The organism is Petrotoga sp. 9T1HF07.CasAA.8.2 (assembly GCF_002895585.1).
Lineage (GTDB): Bacteria > Thermotogota > Thermotogae > Petrotogales > Petrotogaceae > Petrotoga > Petrotoga mobilis.
Genome location: NZ_AZRI01000002.1, coordinates 1 through 19,900 on the forward strand (window position 1 = coordinate 1; position 19,900 = coordinate 19,900).

The window sequence follows — 19,900 nt, forward strand, 5'->3', positions numbered from 1 at the left end:
CAAGCAAGTTCTACCCCTAAGCCATTTCCACCAACTAGAAACTCAGTTACTAAAACTACCTTCCATACATTCCCTATCGAAACTTCAACCGCTGCAATTACAAACGGAACGATCGAAGCTAAGTATACATGCCTAAATATTTTATGCCTCGATACTTTGTACAAGCGCACCATCTCTAGTAATTTTCTATCGATGTTCTTAATCCCAGATGCTGTCGTAAAAACCGTGTTAGGTAAAATGGCCATGGTACTTATTAAAATAGGACCACGCCATCCAACACCCCATAGAAATACGACAAAAGCAAGCCAAGAAACTACTGGTATGGCTTGTATCATCATCAGCATAGGCCTAAAAATTTCGTATATCGTGTCGTTCATTCCCATTAAAAACCCCAAAATTATTCCGATAAAAGAAGACAGAAACAAAACAAACAAAGTTTTCCATACCGTGTTCCATAATGCCACATAAAACCTCAGTGTACTTAGCTGATTTATTAAATTGACTAAAACTTCATGAGGAAAAGGCAACACAAAAGAAGAACCTATGACAAAAGAAAAAAAGTACCATAGTAAAACGATCAACACAATTCCAAAAATAGTTTTCATCGATAATAAAATCCTTCTGTTGGTAAAGTAGGCAACCCTTCCGGATAAAGTTCATGCATCGTGATTAAAAAGTTGTCTACTTCTTCTTTACATTCCACAATAGGAATGTATTCAAAAACCAATCTATTCATCGCTTCTTTAAGTATTGGAACGGGGATAGTTAAATATTCGTTGGTTATTTTCAATGATTGATCTAAATTTGTATTAGCCCAATCAACGCTTTCAGAAAAAGCGCTTTCAACTTTTGAAACGATATCAGGTTCACTTTCCAAAATCTCTTTTTTAACAAAAAGTCCAGCTATGGGAAGACCATACTTTGAACCTGAGATTTTATTCCATTCATCTTGAAAGTCTAAAATTATTTCCCCTTCGGTCCCTGTTACAGCTAATGTAGCAAATGGTTCTGGTAAAGCGGCATATTCTACCTTACCTGCTTTGAACAGAGAAACTATCTCCTGTGGAGGAAGGTAGCTGAATTTTACATCTTTATCGGGAACTAATTCATTTCTCACCAAAAGATACCTCATCAAAATGTCGACGGTTTGACCTCGACCATGAGGAGAATAGACTTCATGACCTTTTAAACTTTTTACATCTTCAAAATCAACATTGCCACTTCCTACCAAATAAAATGCTTTCCACTCGTGAACGCCTAGCAATATTAACTCTAAACCTTGAGCATATAAATTAGCACCAACGGTTATAGGAAGCACGGCAAAGTCTGCTTGATTGGATACCAGTAACGCTACCGCTTCATTGGCATCCTTCCAAAGACTCACATTTATTTCTACCTCTTCTTCTATCGTATTCGCCATCAACCCTGTTACCGGAACAACGGTTGGACCTAAAGGATTAGTTATTGTAACAGAAAAAATCAAGAGTGTAAAGAAAAAAGAGACGATTAACAAAGTTAATTTTTTCATGGTTATTTTCCTCCTGCATCTCTCTAATTTAATAGCTTTAGAAACTCTAAACTTTGTATATAGACCTTTTTACCTCGCAGCCAGGAAGACCAACTTTAATCATTGTAACTCTTTTCCTTTTCATTGACAATAGTGAAGTCGGAAAAGGGACTCTGTTTTCTTTATTTTTGCCCATTGATAAATAATTAAGGGACAAAGGTCCGCATTAACTCCTTGCAAGATATGTTGTGTGCAACAATTCATGAGATTTCTCGCTTAATGGTTCTCCTAAAAATTCTTCGTATAAAATTTTGATAACAGGGTTTTCATGAGATTTTCTTATTGGCAGGGATCTGTCTACTTCGTATATCGCTTGCATCCTTTTTAGAAGTATTTCGCTGTTTGTTGGGATAGGTTGACCACCGCCACCAATGCATCCACCTGGACATGCCATGAATTCCACAAAGTGATACTCTTTTTCACCACTTTTGATCATTTCTAAAACCTTTCGGGCGTTCCCTAAACCATTCACGACAGCAACTTTTAAATTTATTCCATCAATTTCTACCGTTGCTTCTTTTATTCCTTCAATGCCTCTAACAGCTTCAAAGTCCAATTTTTCTAATTCCTTACCGGTTATTACTTCGTATGCAGTTCTCAAAGCGGCTTCCATAACACCACCCGTTGCCCCAAAAATTGCGCCGGCACCAGAAGAGATACCTAAGGGTTCATCGTACTCCTCCGGTGGAACGTTCAGCAAATCTATACCAGCAAGTTTAAACATTTTTGCCAGTTCACGGGTAGTTAATACGTAATCGACATCGCCCTTAATTTCTGGTCTAACCCGTTCAAATTTTTTGGCAGTACATGGCATGACAGAAACTACAATCATATCTTCTTTTGAGATTCCTAATTTGTTTGCATAATATGTCTTGGCAATAGCTCCAAACATCTGTTGAGGTGATTTACATGATGAGAGGTTATCAATAAATTCGGGATAATTATGTTCTAAGAATTTAACCCATCCTGGGCTACAAGACGTGAATAAAGGAAGCTTCCCATTATTTTTGAATCTTTCAATGAATTCATTCGCTTCTTCCATTATTGTTAAGTCAGCAGCAAAGTTAGTATCGAAGACTTTATCAAATCCTAACAATCTTAATCCTGCCACCATTTGTTTTGTGGCAATTTTCCCTGGTTCTGCATCGAATTCTTCGGCTATTGCAACTCTAACGGCAGGAGCTGTTTGCACGATTACATATTTACTTTCGTCAGAGAGAGCAGTCCAAACTTGGTCCATTTGATAAACTTCATGTAAGGCTCCTGTGGGGCATTCTAAGATACATTGTCCACAATTTGTACAATCTACGTTCCCCATACCTTTGTCCATGAAAGTTGTAACGTATGTATCTGGCCCTCTGTTTGCAATCGTTAATATGTTAACCGACTGGACCTCTGAGCATTTTCTGACGCAACGGTTACAAACGATACATTTTTGAGGTTCTCTCACAACTGAATAACTGCTTCTATCTTCCGGTAAACCATTAGATATTGGAGGGACCCTTATTTCAGTTACACCTATTTCTTCAGCAACCTCTTTTATCTCACAGCTGCCGGATTTTGAACAAGTAAGGCAATTTAAGTTGCAGTTTATCCCATGAGAAGCTATTATCAATTCAATGATAGTTTTTCTTGTTTTTCTTACTCTTTGAGAATGAGTAAAGATTTCCATACCATCGGTAATTTTTGTTACACAAGCTGGTTTCAAGGTTCTTTCACCTTTTATTTCAACTGAGCAAAGTCTGCAACTTCCAAAAGGTTCAAGTTTTTCAGAATAACAAAGTGTAGGTATTTTTATGTGAGCTTTCTTTGTGGCATCTAAAATACTAATTTCATGATCAAATTCATATTCTCTGTTATTTATCTTTACTTTCATATTTCCACCTTCTTTGTGTAAAATTTCTCAAATATGGAAAGAATAAGGTTTAAAGAAGACTCTCCAAATCCACAACGTGCTGCAGAGCTTACGGCGTACTGTATATCAGAGATTATTTCTATTTCCCTTGAAGTTGGATATCCTCTTTTATATATATCCGATACGATTTTGTTTATATTCTTGTTTCCTTCTCTACATGGGAAACACGTTCCACATGTTTCGTCTCGGAAAAAGTCAGAGACATTTTTCACGATTTCCAAATAATTTCTTTGTGAAGAAACTACGATCATTCCACCAGATCCGATGTTACTCCCCATTTTTTGAAGATTTTCATAGGTGTAAGGTACATCTAATTCCTCTTCAGTTAATGCTTCAGTGGAAATTCCTCCTGGGATAACAAAACCAATTTTTTCTCCTTTAACTCCTCCTGCCAATTCTTGTACGATATCTTTAACTGTTAATTTTCCAAATTCTACTTCGTAAACGCCCGGTTTGTTGACGTCACCACTGATAGAGACTAATTTTGTTCCTCTGCTTTTTTCTGTTCCTATTTCTGAATAAAGGTTGTTATCGTAACTCATTATTTCTGCTGCCGCGGCCAATGTTTCAACGTTATTGACAACGGTCGGTTTACCATACAATCCCTCAAAAACTGGTAAGGGAGGTTTTATACGAGATTTTCCTCTGTCTCCTTCAATGGAATTGATTAAAGATGTTTCGTCCCCACATACGTAGGCGCCTGCACCTCTCACCAACTTCAAATCAAACGAGAAATCTGAGTTTAGAATATTTTCTCCCAATATATTTTTTTCATAAAGTTTTTCGATCGCTTTCTTAATGATTTTTATTGCCTCTACATATTCACCTCTAATGTAAATATAACCATATTTTGATCCAGTGGCATAACCACTGATTATTATACCTTCCAAAACTTTAAAGGGAAGATTTTCCATCAAAAATCTATCTTTGAAAGTTCCAGGTTCTCCTTCGTCTGCATTACATATAATAAATTTGGTGTCATTTTTAATTGAAAACACTGTTTCCCATTTTATACCTGTAGGAAAACCGGCTCCGCCTCTTCCTCTTAAACCACTTTCTTTTATTTTATTGATAACTTGTTGGGGTTCCAACTTCAAAGCATTCTTCAAGCCTGGAAAGTCGTATTCTTCCAAACTTTTGCCCAAGTCTTTTTTTAGAAAGATTCTTTCCATTTATTTCCCTCCTATTCCAGTGAATCGAGTATTTGAATTGCTTTGGTAACGGTTAGATGAGTGTAATACGTATCGTTAACCATCATAACAGGTCCTTCATCGCAATGTCCTAAACATTCAGCTACTTCTAAGGTGAATTTTTTGTCTTTTGTGGTTTCATTCTCTTCCACTTTGAGATAATCTTTCAAGGCTCTAACTAAGTCTGCGGACTCGTTTAATCTACATGAGACACTGTCACAGACACGTACGATGTATTTTCCCGTTGGTTCAAGATGAAACATAGAATAAAAACTGATCACTCCGTACAAACGAGCTTTAGGGATGTCTCTTTTTTGCGCGATTCTCAAGATATCCTCTTCAGAGATGAATCCATACGTTTCTTGAATATCATGGAGTTCTTCCAAGAGTTCTTTTTCATAATACTTTTCCATTCCATCTCCTCCTTCTAGTTTTGAAATACAAAAACTTTGAGGCATTTATTAACAGAATCTGGATTGTTAATATTTTCACTAAATTGATCCATTTTTAACTTATTTATGTGAAAAAAACGCTAAAATAATATCAATATTATATACGCTGTTAAAAAAAGAATATGAGAAACCTAAGTCTCCATACCAATAGTTGCTTGAAAGCAATATTGTTAACGAAAAAACTAAATCTCAACCAAAGGAAACATATGAAAGTTTAAACATGGTAAAATTGAGAGAAGAAACACCCCAGAGGGGTTCAAGGAAATAAACATCCTTAAGAGGAGGAAGCCTGTCCTCGTGGATAAATTATACAACATTCAACTAACAAAAAGCAAATCAATTTCTAAGACATAAATACTATCTAACCATTACACTATTTCAACGACAATTAATTATGATCTAACACGACTTTACCTATGAACTTAGTACCGGTCCTGTGGAAACAATGAAGATTGAATGTTTGTATATGGGAATAAATCTCACCTCCAAAACTCTTAGTACTATTTAAACCATTACCTCTTGAAAATTACAGCCCTATCAATTTCAATATAGTTTCCATTTCTGGTTCTACTGGATTGACCTTTGGTATCACACTTATCGCGGTATCGGGATCCTTTAATCCATGTCCCGTGAGTACCGCAACAATTTTACTTCCTTTTTTTATCTTATCCAATTTGATCATTTTTTTAACGCCCGCTACCGAAGCTGCAGAAGCAGGTTCTGCAAACACACCTTCGAGTGATGCCAATTCTTTATACGTGTTCAATATCTCCTCGTCGGTGACAAAATTTATAAACCCTCCGGATTCTTTTGCGGCTTCTACCGCTTTCTCCCAATTGACAGGATTTCCTATTCTTATGGCGGTTGCTACAGTCTCTGGATTTTTTATGACCTGATTTTTTACGATAGCGGCTGAGCCTTCTGCTTCAAAACCGATCATCTTGGGTAACTTGTCTGTTTTGTGACCTTTAAAGTATTCTTTGAAACCTTTCCAATAAGCCGTGATGTTTCCTGCATTCCCCACTGGAATCGCCAATATATCAGGAGATTTACCACCTAATTGATCACATACCTCAAAAGCTGCACTTTTTTGACCTTCTATCCTGTATGGATTAAGTGAGTTCACAAGGGTTATAGGGTAATTATCGGCGATCTTTCTCGTAATCTCTAAGGCGACGTCAAAATTACCTTTTATCGGTATAACTATAGCTCCATGCATTAGAGCTTGCGATAATTTTCCTAAGGCGATCTTTCCTTCGGGAATTATGACCGCGGTTTTTAATCCCGCTCTACTTCCATAAGCTGCAGCAGAGGCAGAAGTGTTGCCGGTAGAAGCACAGATTATAGCTTTATCACCATTCTGAACGGCTTTGGTTACAGCTAACGTCATTCCCCTGTCTTTAAAAGACCCCGTAGGATTAGCACCATCATATTTTAGATAAAGCTCAATATCCAAAATATTACTTATTTTTTCTGCGAATATCAAAGGAGTGTTCCCTTCTTGCAAAGTAATTATCTCTGTTTTCTCATCGATGGGCATGTACTCTTTATAAGCATTTATTATACCGGGCCAAAAACTAAAATTTCTCATCGAAATCCTCCACCCTTATTATATTTTTTATTTCTATCACATCATCTATTTCTTTCAATGAAGCAATGGCTCTTTTCAAGTTTTTCTCTTTGATTGGATGCGTCTGTAAAAATATTGGTACAACAGGATTAAGTCTTTGCTTTTGAATTACAGAAGCGATGCTAACTTCGTTATCTCCAAAAGCTTTAGCTATTTTTGCAAAAACACCGGGTTTGTCATTCACTCTCAATCTTATATAGAAGGAGTTTTCAATCTCATCTATCTCAATTAACTTCAAGCCGTTTAACCTTCCGATACCGTATTCGTTTTCAATATGGTATTTAATACTCTTGGCAGCTTCCATAATATCTGCAACAACCGCACTCGCAGTTGGCATTTCTCCGGCACCTTGTCCGTAAATCATTATATCTCCAACGGCGTCTCCGTGAATCTGTACGACGTTGTATACACCGTTGATTTTTGAAAGAGGGCTATTTTTAGAAATAAAAGTCGGATGGACCCTTATATCCAATATCTTGTCTTCGTACCTTTTCCCAATAGCCAACAATTTGATGGTATACCCTAATTCTTCAGCTATTTCTATATCTTCCCTTTCTATCCTATCAATCCCCTCTACATAGATTGAATCAACATTTATAAAACTCCCAAAGGCTAGTGAAGATAAAATACTTATTTTATATGTACTATCCAAACCACTTACATCAAAATATGGATCACTCTCCGCATAACCTAGACTTTGCGCTTCTTTTAAAGCCTCTTCAAAATTAATAGATTTTTCTGTCATTTGAGTCAAAATGTAATTTGTGGTCCCGTTTAGAATTCCATAAATTCTTTCAATTTTATTTGCAATCATGGACTCTTTCAGAGTTTTAATTATAGGGATTCCTCCACCTACGCTTCCTTCATAATACACTTTGACATTATTGTTCTTTGCTAGTTGAAATATCTCTCTACCATACTTGGCTAATATTAACTTATTGGCTGTTACAACATTTTTATGACGGTTGATAGCTTCTTTAATGTAATCTAATGTCGGTGTTTCTCCACCAATTAACTCCACCACGATCTGAATTTCAGGATCTTCTACGATCTCTTTATAATCTACAGTAAGCAATGAAGCATCCACACCGTACTTTCTCATTTTGTCCTTTTCTTTCACCAAGACCTTTTTGATCTGAATTTCCTCACCTAGTTTTCTTTCTATATCTTCTTTCTTGGTTGTGAGAATATTGTACACCCCTCCTCCAACCGTACCGTACCCAAGAAGTCCGACTTTAATCATTGTAACTCCCTCCCTTTTCACTCATAATACCTAACCCCGGATGTTGATAGTTGAAAAAGTTATAAACTATTTTCTTGAGTTATAAAAGTGATTGTTTAAAACGTTTTTAATGGAATGAATTCAATAATAATTTGGTTTTTCAACAATTTTATCGACATACTTTTCAACTTTCAATGTTCAAAAGTTTTTTTCCACTAAGTTTGTCGATATCTTAGTCGAAAACAGAGTTGAAAATCAAAGTTATCAACATAAAATTCGATAAAATACTTTAAAAATTTTTTTGAACATTTAAGTTGATAACGAGGTTCAAAATTTTTGGCACTTTTGAACTTAAACAAAATCTCATTAACAAAGAAAAACAGAACTTTTGAACTATCAACATTACACTATCTTCACTACTATCACATAATTAAATATAATAACAACTTTATAAAAATTCAAACTGACTAACTTCAGATAAAGTTGGCATAGCACTCGCAGCCCCTTGTCTTGTAGCAACAATAGCAGCACATTTATTGGCAAAATCTGCATATTCAACAAGTTTTTCTAAAGAAATACTTTGAAGATCATCTTTAGAAAAATCTTTTAACTTATACAGAATACCTGCCATAAAAGAATCTCCACAACCTACCGTTTCAACAACTTTTACTTTATAACCTGGAACTTTTCTACTCACACCATCTTTATAAACCAAGGAACCCTCACTTCCTAAAGTTACAAACAAAATAGAACCTTCTTTGATAGAAAGTGTGCTAATAGCTTCTTCAACATCTTTTTTTTCAGTTATATAAAACAAATCATCATCGCTCATCTTCAATATATCAACCTTTTTAATTATACTCTTCACAAGATTGTCGTAACTTTCCCTATTTTTCAACAAAGACTTTCTAACGTTAGGATCAAAAGAGGTCAATAAACCTCGAGAGATAAAATTGTCAAACAATCTAATCAAAGTACTCGATGTAGGTTCATCTATAAGGGCTATAGAACCAAAGTGAAAGATATTAAATTTTTCATAATCCAAATTCTCTACATCTTTTAATTTTAACTGTGTATCCGCTGCATTATCTCGATAAAACTCATACTCAGCCTTTCCTTGGGCATCAACCGCTGCAAAAGCCAAACAAGTTTTCAACCCCTCAGCCGTAAAAGAATAGTCAGTATTCACTCCATTTTCTTTCAAGTATTCAAAAAGAAATTTACCAAATTGATCCTGGGCTATCTTCGTAAAAAAAGAAACATCTGCACCCAATTTTGCAAGTCCTACAGCTACATTAAAAGGAGATCCTCCTGGTCGTTTTTCAAAAAGCTCACTTTCTCCAAGACCTTTGTTTGGAGATTTCGATATAAAATCAAAGAGAATTTCACCAGCACAGAGAATAGCCATATATTGCCTCCTATTCACCAACTATTTTTTCGATCTTTAGATAAATATCTTCGCTAAGCTCCCAACTTCCCGCTTCAATATTTTCCAAAACATGTTTTTCATCTTTTGAACCAGCGATAACTGTCGATACTTGTTTGTGATGTGATAACCAATTTATTGCCATTTGAGACAAGGACCTTCCAATTTTATTGGCTAAAATCTTTAATTCCTCAACTTTTTCTACACTTTTGACAAAAAGCTCCCTATTTTTAAATATTTCATCCATAGCTCTAGGATCCTTCTTCGGTGGTTCATAATCCTTGGAAATCTTTCCTGTCAGCAACCCTTTGGCAAGAGGGCTGTAGGGAATCACCGTTAAATCATACTTATCAACGACTGGAAACAGCTCCTTTTCAACGTCTCTAACCAATAAGTTGTAATAATTTTGTGTGGAAACAATATCCACATACTTTATCAACGTTTCTATTTGTTGCGCACTAAAGTTAGACACACCGATGTATCTAGCTTTTTTGCTATCTAAAATCTGTTGTATCGCCTCTGCAGTTTCTTCTAATGGAGTGTTGGGATCGGGCCAATGAATTTGATATAGATCAACATAATCACATTTTAGTCTTTTCAGTGAATCATCTATTTCTTTCAATACTCTTTCTTTTTTTAAATTATTTCTAATTCTTCCCTTTTGGTCCCATTCTAATCCGCATTTAGTAGCGATGTAAAGATCTTCTCTCTTTTTTCCTTTCAAAAATTCACCAACTATTTCTTCCGATTGACCTCGACCATATGCAGGTGCAGTATCAAAAAAGTTAACTCCATTGTCGTAAGCTAAGTTCAATATCTTAACACCGTTTTCCTTTTCAATAGGTCCCCAATTTCCGCCTAATTCCCAGGCTCCGTATCCTACAACAGATACGCTCATATCTGTCTTTCCAAACTTTTTGAACCTCACGAAAACCACTCCTTTTCTAATTTGATTTTTAAATCAAAAAAATTCCAGATATTCCTTGTTATTATTATAACATATAGAAAAATTTGTTAGTTTGATAATTAGTTTCACAGATATGGTAAAATTGATTATAAAATAAAAAAATCAAAGGGAGTTCATATAATTTGAAATCCAAAAAGATTATAGTTACTTTAATTTTTATGAGCGCATCTATTTTTGCTTTTTCAGAAAAACTTAATATCATTTTAGGCGAATATTACCCAGATTCATACGATGCACTCAGAAGTGAAAGACCATATAAAAAATCTTTTTCTCACGAAGAAAGCGTCAACTACCCACCGTCTAAAGACGGGGGCTTGTGATGAATAAGCCTTAGTTAACTACCCTCAGCCGAATAAAGAAACAGGCTCACGCCCTTAGAGGAAACGGGCTTCCGCCTCTTAAGGAAGATCATCGAGCTACGTTATATAGGTCATAACACCTTCGGATGTCTCTCCTAGTCCGTCGCTCTGTTGTTTAGCTTTAAACAATCCTGAGGGGTAGGGATAGTGAGCTAAACGTAAAAAGCCTATATAACATTGGGGAAGGAGAATAACTCCGTTAAGGAGGCACACTTTATGTTAGTGTACGTTTTAAACAAACATGGGAAACCTCTTATGCCTTGTAAACCTTCAAAGGCAAGAAAGCTACTTAAAGAGGGAAAAGCCAAGGTTGTTAGAAAAGAACCTTTTACCATTCAACTGCTCTATGGTAGTAGCGGTTATAAACAACCTATTACTTTGGGAGTAGATGCAGGAAGTAAAACTGTAGGATTGTCTGCTACTACTGAAAATAAGGAACTTTTTGCAGCAGAAGTTGAAATAAGGGACGATATACCTAAACTTATATCTCAAAAACGACAGTATCGTAAAGGTAGACGTTTCAGAAAAACAAGATATAGAAAACCACGTTTTTTAAATCGTGTTCACAGTAAGAACAAAGGATGGCTTGCACCATCGGTAGAACATAAAATAAAATCGCACATTAAATTGATTGATCTAGTTCATAGCATACTTCCTATTACAAAAATTGTAGTAGAAGTTGCAAATTTCGATATACAAAAGATTAAGAATCCTTATATTGAAGGCAAACAATACCAACAAGGTGAACAATTAGATTTTTGGAATGTAAGGGAATATGTTCTACGGAGAGATAACTATACATGTCAACACTGCAAAGGCAAAACCAAAGATAAAAGACTCAATGTTCACCACATCGAAAGTAGACAAATAGGTGGAAATGCACCCAATAATTTAATTACATTGTGCGAAACATGCCATAAGGATTACCACGATGGAAAGATTAAATTGAATTTTAAAAGAGGACAAAAGTTTAAAGATGCTACATTTATGGGTATTATGAGATGGACTTTATACAATAGATTAAAAACACTATACCCTAACATTCATCTAACTTATGGATATATCACTAAAAATACAAGAATACAAAATGGTTTACCTAAAACACATAGAATAGACGCTTTATGTATTAGTGGTCATCCTCAAGCAAAACAATTAGAGCATTATTATCACATTAAAGAAGTTAGACGACACAATAGACAAATACACAAAGCTAAAATTCTAAAGGGAGGAATAAGAAAACTTAACCAAGCACCTTATCTAGTACATGGTTTTAGATTGTTTGATAAAATAAGATACAACGGTATCGAATGTTTCATATTTGGAAGACGTTCAACTGGATATTTTGATATAAGAAAAGTTGATGGCACAGTAATTCATAGAAGTGCAAAAAGCAAAGATTTAATCCTGGTAAATAAAGCTAAAACTTTACTATGGGAAAGGAGAGAAAACTCTGCATTCCTCTCACCGCTTCCTTATCTGCCGTAAGGCTGTGTGGCGGAAGCCCGTTTTCTGGTGAGTCTCCTGCAAATATTTTTCATGAAAATATTATTAGAAGGAGACAACCGAACTTCTCCAGAGCAATTCGACCCTGAAGTATTAAAAGTGTTTGTCAAGATCGCAGAAAAGTTTAAAAATATGTATTAAAATAATTACACAAACGTTAAAGAAGCAGCAAAAACGAGCATTTTGGAGAAAAAACGAGAAAAAACGAGATTTAGCCTTCTAATCGAAAATAATCTCCGATAATCGTCTTTAATCACCCATAATCGTCTTTTTTGACTCTTGATACTTTTACCAATATGTGTTATGATACATATGAAAATTAGCACTCTTAATATTTGATTGCTAAAAAACAAAAATAAAAAATTGAAATAAAATAATTAAAATAAAAAAGGGGGTATCATCACATGACAGTGAAACCATTAGGAAACAGGCTACTCATTAAACCCATTACTGAAGAAAGAAAAACTGAAGGTGGTATAGTACTACCAGATTCAGCAAAAGAAAAACCTCAAAAGGCAGAAGTTAAAGAAGTTGGGAAACTAGATGAAGATTATGATTTAAAAGTGGGAGACAAGGTAATCTTTTCTAAATATGCAGGAACTGAAATCAAGATAGATGATGAGGATTATATCATCATTGATGTGGAAGACGTACTAGCAAAAGTAGAAGACTAAAAAACAGGAGGTGTTGAGATAAGATGGCAAAAATGTTGAAATTTAATGAAGATGCAAGAAGAGCTTTAGAAAGAGGCGTTAATACAGTTGCAGATGCTGTTAAAATAACTTTGGGACCTAAAGGAAGAAACGTAGTTTTAGAAAAGAGTTGGGGATCTCCAACTATCACAAATGATGGTGTTTCCATTGCTAAAGAAATTGAATTGAAAGATAAATTTGAAGCACTTGGAGCAGAGTTAGTTAAAGAAGTAGCTTCCAAAACAAATGACGTTGCGGGAGATGGAACAACTACCGCTACAGTTTTAGCCCAAGCTATGATTCAAGAGGGATTGAAAAATGTTGCAGCCGGTGCTAATCCAATATTGATGAGAAACGGTATCGCTAAGGCTACAGACAAAGCTGTAGAACAGATAAGGAATGCCAGCAGAAAGTTATCGAGCAAAGAAGACATAGCCCACGTTGCTTCTATATCTGCTAATAACGAAGAAATTGGAAATATTATTGCAGAAGCTATGGACAAAGTCGGAGAGGATGGAGTTATAACCGTCGAAGACTCTAAAACTCTTGAAACTTATGTAGAATTCACAGAAGGAATGCAATTCGATAGAGGATACATCTCTCCATATTTTGTAACAAATACAGAAAAAATGGAAGCAGAAATGAAAGAACCTTATATATTAATTACAGATAGAAAGATTTCAGCTGTAAAATCAATAGTTCCAATTTTAGAAAAAGTTGCTCAAGCTGGGAAACCGTTGGTAATAATTGCTGAAGATGTGGAAGGGGAAGCCCTTTCTACCTTGGTTCTCAACAAGCTAAGAGGAACATTGGAATCAGTAGCTGTTAAAGCTCCTGGTTTTGGAGACAGAAGGAAAGAAATGCTAAGAGATATTGCAATTTTAACCGGTGGTACTGTAATATCCGAAGAAATTGGTCTCACCTTAGAAGATATTTCCATTAATGATCTTGGTCAAGCTGATTTGGTAAGAGTCGCAAAAGAAGATACTATCATTGTTGGAGGAAAAGGTGAACCTACAGCAATAAAAGAAAGAATAGCACAGATAAAAGCTCAAATTGAAAATACAAGTTCTGATTACGAGAAAGAGACATTACAAGAGAGATTAGCAAAATTATCTGGTGGAGTTGCAGTAATTAAAGCTGGAGCGGCTACAGAAACTGAGTTGAAGGAAAAGAAGCATAGAATAGAAGATGCTTTATCTGCAACAAGAGCAGCTGTAGAAGAAGGGATCGTTGCAGGTGGAGGAGTAACGTTACTCAGAGCAAAGAAAGCTGTTGAGGAATTCGCAAACACATTATCAGGAGATGAGAAAATAGGCGCACAATTAGTAGCAAAATCTTTAGACGCTCCTGTAAAACAGATAATCAGAAATGCCGGTTTAGAACCTGCTATAATTATTGAAAAAATAATTGAAAAAGATGATTCAAAATATGGATATGATGTTTTGAAAGAAAGATATGTAAATATGTTTGAATCTGGAATAATTGATCCAACTAAGGTTACAAGAAGTGCACTTCAAAATGCTGCATCGATTGCTTCCATGCTTCTAACAACGGAAGTTTTGGTAGCGGAAGAACCAAAAGAAGAAAAAGGTCCAGAAATGCCAGCAACACCAGATATGTACTAAATTTAGACAGTAATAAAAACAAGCGTGCCATTGAATATGGCACGTTTTTTTATGGTATAATAAAATAGTATGTTTCACTAACAAAAAACGAGGTGAAAAATTTGGCTGTAGTTTCCATATTATCAGGTTTGATTAGTATGGTGATATCTATAAAATTGATAAAAAAAGTCCATTGGGCTATTCTTGTTGCAACAATTGTAACTGCGCTAGTTTCTTTGAATTTGAATTATATTGGTAGTAGTTTCCTAGAAACTATTACACAAAGCGATTTTTACGAAGTGATAGTTGTTATCTTTGGAATATATCTACTATCAGATACTATGAAGGCAAGTGGAAACTCACAAAAATTCGCCAAAAACATAAGAACATTATTCAATTCAAGGCAGGCTGTCGGATTGATGCCTATGTTACTGGGGTTACTCCCCATGCCAGGAGGGGCAATGTTCACTGCACCAATGGTTAAAGATATAGCCGAAGAAAGCAATATTAATAGGGTCGAAGCTACGGCAATGAACTATTGGTTCAGGCATAGTATGGAGTTCTTTTGGATACTGTATCCTGCTTTAATTTTAGAAAGCGCTCTTACGGGGATAAGTTTAACAAAATTATTGTTAATACAACTTCCTATAGGATTATTTGCAATTATCGGAGGTTGGATATACTTCAAAAACGGTAAAATCAGTTTAAAAAAAGACAAAAAATTATGGAAAGAACTTTTTGAATCGATTCTTCCCATATTAATTATAATCATCGGGGTAATTGCTTCTTTACCTGGTTGGCTTGTTGTTTTAGCGGTATCTTTAATATATACCTTTTATCATAAAAACTACAAAGATCTTCTAAATATAAGATGGGAAACGGTGTTGTTGCTATTGTTCGTTTTTTGGTACAAAAATTTTGTAACTGTGTCAAATTTATCCAACGATTTTGTAGAAAATCTAACTACTTGGGGAGTAAGTCCATGGTGGATAATAATGATCTCTCCGATTATTATAGGATTGATAACTGGAATAACTCAAGCAGGTTTTGCGGTTACAATGCCGATAGCTTTGTCGTTCGTTGAAGCGGGAGTTATTTCTTTGGTACCGGTTGCAATTACCACATATTTTTTCTCTGTATTGGGGGTTCTTCTATCACCTGTACATCTCTGTCTTTTACTTACATCAAAATATTTTGAAGTCGATATGTTTAGTGTTATAAAAAAAATAATAATTCCCATTTTTTGTGCTATAATGGGTTATATTGTAGTAATGCTATTTTTCATCTTCTAATCAAAGGGTGGAGGAATTCACATGAGAAAACGTTTTATACTTTTCTTAATAGTGATTCTTGTTTTTTCAAGCATAATTACCGCTGAAGATACTGTAACTAAACAGAGTACCCCCACGTCTAAGTTCACTCTCAATTTAGATGATTTAAGCAGAAACCTAGTTCAGCATAATACTAATTCTTATTTAGATATAATTTCCAATTTTTTAACTACATATGATTATTACTTTCTTGTTGCAACACCAGTGGTGGGATACACAGTTGGTTATCTTACAAACGATTACAGGCTAAAAAAAGTATCTGAAGATGCTATTATATCTTCCGTTATTAGTGGAGGAATAACCTTGCTAACAAAAATTGTCGTTGGTAGAGAAAGGCCATATGCTGAAGATGGTTCATTTTCATTTAAGCCATTCGCTCCCCTCACTCAAGGGGCGACTTATACTTCTTTTCCTTCAGGACATTCTGCCATTGCCTGGTCTGTATACACCCCATATGCGAAAGAGTACACTTGGTGGATTTATATTATACCAACAAGTATATCGCTTTCTCGCATCTATGAAGATGTGCATTGGCTCTCAGACGTAGTAGCTGGTTCTTTCCTGGGGTATTATACGGCATCTTACGTCTATTATTTTTAAATTAATTATTTTTGCTTTTTAGATAATCCTGATACTTCTTCCAATCATTCAAAAATCTTTCAAGACCTATATCCGTCATGGGATGTTTGAACATTTTCTCAAGCACTTCAAAGGGCATAGTAACAACATCTGCTCCAATCAAACCTGCTTCTAAAACATGCTGAGGATGTCTAACACTAGCCACGATAATTTTAGTTTCATATCCGTAATTGCTGAAGATAACTTCAATTTCTTCTACTATATCCATTCCAGTGTTTCCTATGTCATCCATTCTACCGATGAAAGGACTCACGTATGTAGCTCCTGCCTTGGCTGCAAGAAGAGCTTGTAAAGGGCTAAAAACTAAAGTCGCGTTGGTCTTTATACCTTCTTTGGATAAAGTTTTTATCGCTTTTATTCCATCGGGAATCAAAGGTATTTTAACAACCACAAATTCACTTAAATTTGCTATTTCTCTGGCTTCTTTTACCATTCCTTCGTAATCTGTGGATACCACTTCGGCACTTACTGGCCCTTCTACAGTTTCACAAATTTCCTTGATTCTTTCTTCAAATACTGCATTCTCTTTTGAAACCAACGTTGGATTCGTTGTCACACCGTCAACTATTCCCCAAGCTACACCTTTTCTAATTTCCTCTATATTTGCGGTGTCTAAAAAGATCTCCATTTCTAAATTCCCTCCCTACTATGATTTTTGTCATAACAATTATAGCATAATCAAGTCTTCAATTTCCTTAAGATTATTTTATCCCCATTTTTAACGAATAAACCTTCTTTTTGCATCTGCGAAAATGCCCTCGATAAAGAAGGCCTTGTTACACCGAATAAGTTGGCTAACTCTTCTAAAGTTAGAGGTATAGTTAACTCGTTGGATTTATTTTGCTGATTGTAAAGGTTTAAAAGATACATTGTGATTTTTTCTCTTATTGTATGAAAAGCGTTTACCCGTAATTTTGCAGTTACGAACTGAAACTTTTCGCCTATATCTTCAAGAAATGAAAGTAAAAGAACATTGTTACTTTGAAATAATCTTATTAAATCTTCTTTTTCAATATAAAGTATAGCAACATCTTTAACCGCTAAAACATCGACAGGTAGGAAATTATCTTTTGAAAATAACAAGGCAGAAGCTAAAATATCCGGAGATTTCATCCTTTCTACTTCTAAAATTTTCCCATTAAAATCAACCATTTCTGTGATAACTTCTCCTTCGATTAAGATCATTAATTTTTCAACTTTTTCCCCAGAAGTATAGATAAGGGAACCTTTTGAAAATTTTTTAATTGAATAGCGAACATTACCAAAAATTTTCATCAATTCAGCTTTTGAAAAATTTTTAAATATCTTTAATTTACCTATCTTATCAATGTAGCTATCCATGATTCAATCACCTCAAAATTTAAAAAACAAAGTGCGTAACATTTGTTACTGACAAAATTACTCCGATTTAATTATACTTAAAATGAAAGGAAATTCAAAGTTTCTTCAATAAAGAAAGGTTTCAGTGGTAAAAAAATAAAATTTCAGATAGGAGGAAAGAAAAGATGGAGATGTTTTGTTATCAATGTCAGGAAACCTTAAGAAATGAGGCTTGTGTTGCTCAAGGTGTATGTGGAAAAAGTCCGGAAACTGCAAACTTGCAGGATCTATTGATTTACGTACTAAAAGGGATTTCCTATTGGGCTAATAAAGCAAGGGAATTGAACGTAGAAGATGAAAGTGTTGACCTTTTTGTTGCAGAAGGCTTGTTTGTAACAATAACGAATGTTAACTTTGATGAAGGAAGAATAGTTGAATACATTGATGAAGCAGTAGATAAAAGAAGAATCATAGAAAATAAATTCAAAGAAGTTTATGAAAAAAAATACAACGAAAAATTTCAGGAAAAAGTACCTGATGCCGCAGTATGGAATCCGAAAGATAACAATGAAGACGAATACTTAAATAAAGCCGTTGAAGTAGGTGTTTTATCGGAATCAGACGAGGATATAAGATCGCTTAAGAATTTTCTTGTAATTGGTTTAAAGGGAGTGGCTGCCTACACCGATCATGCCTATATCTTAAAACACTCCAACGACGATATACTTGCATTCATAGAAAAGGCTTTGGCAGAAACCTTACGTGAAGATATCACCGTTGATGAATTAATGAATTTAGTGCTGAAAATAGGCGAATATGGGGTAAACGCCATGGCTTTACTAGATGAGGCAAATACTTCTACCTTTGGAAATCCTGAAATAACCCAAGTTTACACAGGAACATACGAAACACCCGCTATTCTTGTCAGTGGCCATGATCTTTTAGATCTGTATGAAATTTTAGAACAAACTAAAGGTAAAGGAATCAAAGTATATACACATGGAGAAATGCTACCAGCAAACGCCTATCCAGGATTAAAAAAGTACGAACATTTAGCAGGAAATTTTGGAGGTTCTTGGTGGAAACAACAACAAGAGTTTGAAGATTTTGGTGGAGCTGTAGTAATGACAACGAATTGTATTCAAAAGCCAAGAAATTCCTACAAAGACAGAATTTTCACAACCGGACTTGTGGGATGGCCAGATGTTCAACATATACCAAATAGAAAAAAGGACGGTCAAAAGGATTTTACTCCCGTAATACAAAAAGCACTCGAAATTGGCCCCATCAAAAAAAGAGAGGGAAAAGCTATAACTATTGGATTTGCTCATGAACAGACAGCTCAAGTTGCTGATAAAATTGTCGAGGCAGTAAAATCTGGTAAAATAACCAAATTTTACGTCATGGGTGGTTGTGATGGAAGAAACAAAGATCGTGAATATTACACTAATTTTGCCAAAGATCTCCCAAAAAGTGCCGTTATTTTAACCGCAGGTTGTGCCAAGTACAGGTACAATATGCTAGATTTGGGGGATATTGATGGAATACCAAGGGTTATAGATGCAGGGCAATGTAATGATTCTTATTCTTTAGTTTTAACGGCCTTAAAATTGAAAGAAGCATTCGATTTAAAGGATATAAACGAGCTACCCATTGAATACAACATAGCTTGGTACGAGCAGAAAGCTGTAACTGTTTTGTTATCATTGTTGTATATGGGAGTGAAGGGAATAAGATTAGGTCCAACACTACCTGCCTTTCTATCACCAAACGTTTTGGAGACGGTCGCAAAAACTTTTGATATAAAAACTATATAAATAATTTTATACGTATAAAAGGCGTCCAATCTTTGGCGCCTTTCTTTTTTTTTTAGTGGTTACAATTATAATTACTGATACAAATACACGTGTTAGATCATAATTAAGTGTCATCGAAATAGGGTATTGGTTAGATAGTATTTATGTCTTTGAACTTGATTTGCTTTTTGTTAGTTGAATGTTGTATAATTTATCCACAAGAATATTTATTTCTTCTCTTAATTTTACCATGTTTAAGGTTTCGTATGTTTTCTTTAGTTGAG

The 19,900-nt window shown here is 35.0% G+C and carries 18 protein-coding genes; 7 read left to right on the top strand and 11 right to left on the bottom strand.

The features are described from left to right. The 9 genes from X925_RS00135 to X925_RS00175 all read right to left on the bottom strand — a co-directional run. A partial coding sequence (locus X925_RS00135) for an ABC transporter permease (RefSeq protein WP_121958795.1) occupies window positions 1-605 on the bottom strand: 605 nt, incomplete at its 3' end. Further along, window positions 602-1,528, bottom strand: coding sequence for an ABC transporter substrate-binding protein (locus X925_RS00140; protein WP_121958796.1), 927 nt, complete (start codon window positions 1,526-1,528; stop codon window positions 602-604). The genes X925_RS00140 and X925_RS00135, both read right to left, overlap by 4 nt. A gap of 205 nt (window positions 1,529-1,733) precedes the next feature. Beyond that, entirely contained in the window at window positions 1,734-3,443 is a 1,710-nt protein-coding gene (locus tag X925_RS00145; RefSeq protein ID WP_121958797.1) for an NADH-dependent [FeFe] hydrogenase, group A6, read from the bottom strand. After that, a complete protein-coding gene (locus tag X925_RS00150; RefSeq protein WP_121958798.1) occupies window positions 3,440-4,654 on the bottom strand; it encodes an NADH-quinone oxidoreductase subunit F in 1,215 nt (404 codons plus the stop codon). The genes X925_RS00145 and X925_RS00150 overlap by 4 nt, the downstream gene beginning before the upstream one ends. Window positions 4,655-4,665: 11 nt before the next feature. Continuing rightward, window positions 4,666-5,085 carry an NAD(P)H-dependent oxidoreductase subunit E gene (locus tag X925_RS00155; RefSeq protein ID WP_041534079.1) on the bottom strand — a complete coding sequence of 140 codons (420 nt, stop codon included), beginning with the start codon at window positions 5,083-5,085 and terminating at the stop codon, window positions 4,666-4,668. Between the two features lie 565 nt (window positions 5,086-5,650). Beyond that, a complete protein-coding gene (gene thrC, locus X925_RS00160; protein ID WP_121958799.1) occupies window positions 5,651-6,715 on the bottom strand; it encodes a threonine synthase in 1,065 nt (354 codons plus the stop codon). Next, on the bottom strand, window positions 6,702-7,997 hold the full coding sequence (locus tag X925_RS00165; RefSeq protein WP_121958800.1) for a homoserine dehydrogenase: 1,296 nt from the start codon (window positions 7,995-7,997) through the stop codon (window positions 6,702-6,704). The genes thrC and X925_RS00165 overlap by 14 nt, the downstream gene beginning before the upstream one ends. A 427-nt stretch (window positions 7,998-8,424) precedes the next feature. Further along, window positions 8,425-9,384: a carbohydrate kinase gene (locus tag X925_RS00170; protein WP_121958801.1), complete on the bottom strand. Its 960-nt coding sequence runs from the start codon at window positions 9,382-9,384 to the stop codon at window positions 8,425-8,427. Window positions 9,385-9,394: 10 nt separating this feature from the next. Continuing rightward, window positions 9,395-10,330 (bottom strand): aldo/keto reductase, encoded by a 936-nt coding sequence (locus tag X925_RS00175; protein ID WP_012208974.1) that lies wholly within the window; start codon window positions 10,328-10,330, stop codon window positions 9,395-9,397. 161 nt (window positions 10,331-10,491) lie between these two features. Here X925_RS00175 and X925_RS00180 point away from each other — a divergent pair, with 161 nt between their 5' ends. The 6 genes from X925_RS00180 to X925_RS00205 all read left to right on the top strand — a co-directional run bounded on the left by X925_RS00180 (window position 10,492) and on the right by X925_RS00205 (window position 16,461). Then, window positions 10,492-10,689, top strand: a complete 198-nt coding sequence (locus tag X925_RS00180; RefSeq protein WP_103065022.1) for a hypothetical protein — start codon at window positions 10,492-10,494, stop codon at window positions 10,687-10,689. A gap of 255 nt (window positions 10,690-10,944) precedes the next feature. Next, a complete protein-coding gene (gene iscB / locus X925_RS00185) occupies window positions 10,945-12,213 on the top strand; it encodes an RNA-guided endonuclease IscB (RefSeq protein ID WP_103065023.1) in 1,269 nt (422 codons plus the stop codon). Window positions 12,214-12,635: 422 nt separating this feature from the next. Then, the gene (gene groES / locus X925_RS00190; protein ID WP_012208976.1) at window positions 12,636-12,905 is read left to right on the top strand and encodes a co-chaperone GroES; all 270 of its coding nucleotides are present in this window, start codon (window positions 12,636-12,638) and stop codon (window positions 12,903-12,905) included. A 23-nt stretch (window positions 12,906-12,928) separates the two neighbouring features. Then, entirely contained in the window at window positions 12,929-14,551 is a 1,623-nt protein-coding gene (gene groL, locus X925_RS00195) for a chaperonin GroEL (protein ID WP_012208977.1), read from the top strand. 92 nt (window positions 14,552-14,643) lie between these two features. After that, window positions 14,644-15,822 carry a DUF401 family protein gene (locus X925_RS00200; protein ID WP_369973672.1) on the top strand — a complete coding sequence of 393 codons (1,179 nt, stop codon included), beginning with the start codon at window positions 14,644-14,646 and terminating at the stop codon, window positions 15,820-15,822. A 21-nt stretch (window positions 15,823-15,843) separates the two neighbouring features. Next, a complete protein-coding gene (locus X925_RS00205) occupies window positions 15,844-16,461 on the top strand; it encodes a phosphatase PAP2 family protein (protein WP_012208979.1) in 618 nt (205 codons plus the stop codon). 1 nt (window position 16,462) lies between these two features. Here X925_RS00205 and fsa read toward each other — a convergent pair whose 3' ends face one another. Together fsa and X925_RS00215 are read right to left on the bottom strand one after the other, a co-directional pair. Next, the gene (gene fsa / locus X925_RS00210) at window positions 16,463-17,128 is read right to left on the bottom strand and encodes a fructose-6-phosphate aldolase (protein WP_012208980.1); all 666 of its coding nucleotides are present in this window, start codon (window positions 17,126-17,128) and stop codon (window positions 16,463-16,465) included. Window positions 17,129-17,178: 50 nt separating this feature from the next. After that, window positions 17,179-17,841: a Crp/Fnr family transcriptional regulator gene (locus X925_RS00215; RefSeq protein WP_012208981.1), complete on the bottom strand. Its 663-nt coding sequence runs from the start codon at window positions 17,839-17,841 to the stop codon at window positions 17,179-17,181. Window positions 17,842-18,005: 164 nt separating this feature from the next. Here X925_RS00215 and hcp point away from each other — a divergent pair, with 164 nt between their 5' ends. After that, window positions 18,006-19,637: a hydroxylamine reductase gene (gene hcp / locus X925_RS00220; RefSeq protein ID WP_012208982.1), complete on the top strand. Its 1,632-nt coding sequence runs from the start codon at window positions 18,006-18,008 to the stop codon at window positions 19,635-19,637. Window positions 19,638-19,900 lie beyond the last annotated feature (263 nt).

Excerpts from the sequence above, each read along its gene's own strand:
- X925_RS00170 (WP_121958801.1), bottom strand. The coding sequence starts at position 9,384 with ATGGCTATTCTCTGTGCTGGTGAAATTCTCTTTGATTTTATATCGAAA.
- X925_RS00145 (WP_121958797.1), bottom strand. The coding sequence starts at position 3,443 with ATGAAAGTAAAGATAAATAACAGAGAATATGAATTTGATCATGAAATT.
- X925_RS00165 (WP_121958800.1), bottom strand. The coding sequence starts at position 7,997 with ATGATTAAAGTCGGACTTCTTGGGTACGGTACGGTTGGAGGAGGGGTG.
- X925_RS00155 (WP_041534079.1), bottom strand. The coding sequence starts at position 5,085 with ATGGAAAAGTATTATGAAAAAGAACTCTTGGAAGAACTCCATGATATT.
- thrC (WP_121958799.1), bottom strand. The coding sequence starts at position 6,715 with ATGAGAAATTTTAGTTTTTGGCCCGGTATAATAAATGCTTATAAAGAG.
- X925_RS00140 (WP_121958796.1), bottom strand. The coding sequence starts at position 1,528 with ATGAAAAAATTAACTTTGTTAATCGTCTCTTTTTTCTTTACACTCTTG.
- X925_RS00215 (WP_012208981.1), bottom strand. The coding sequence starts at position 17,841 with ATGGATAGCTACATTGATAAGATAGGTAAATTAAAGATATTTAAAAAT.
- fsa (WP_012208980.1), bottom strand. The coding sequence starts at position 17,128 with ATGGAGATCTTTTTAGACACCGCAAATATAGAGGAAATTAGAAAAGGT.
- groES (WP_012208976.1), top strand. The coding sequence starts at position 12,636 with ATGACAGTGAAACCATTAGGAAACAGGCTACTCATTAAACCCATTACT.
- hcp (WP_012208982.1), top strand. The coding sequence starts at position 18,006 with ATGGAGATGTTTTGTTATCAATGTCAGGAAACCTTAAGAAATGAGGCT.
- X925_RS00205 (WP_012208979.1), top strand. The coding sequence starts at position 15,844 with ATGAGAAAACGTTTTATACTTTTCTTAATAGTGATTCTTGTTTTTTCA.
- groL (WP_012208977.1), top strand. The coding sequence starts at position 12,929 with ATGGCAAAAATGTTGAAATTTAATGAAGATGCAAGAAGAGCTTTAGAA.
- X925_RS00150 (WP_121958798.1), bottom strand. The coding sequence starts at position 4,654 with ATGGAAAGAATCTTTCTAAAAAAAGACTTGGGCAAAAGTTTGGAAGAA.
- iscB (WP_103065023.1), top strand. The coding sequence starts at position 10,945 with ATGTTAGTGTACGTTTTAAACAAACATGGGAAACCTCTTATGCCTTGT.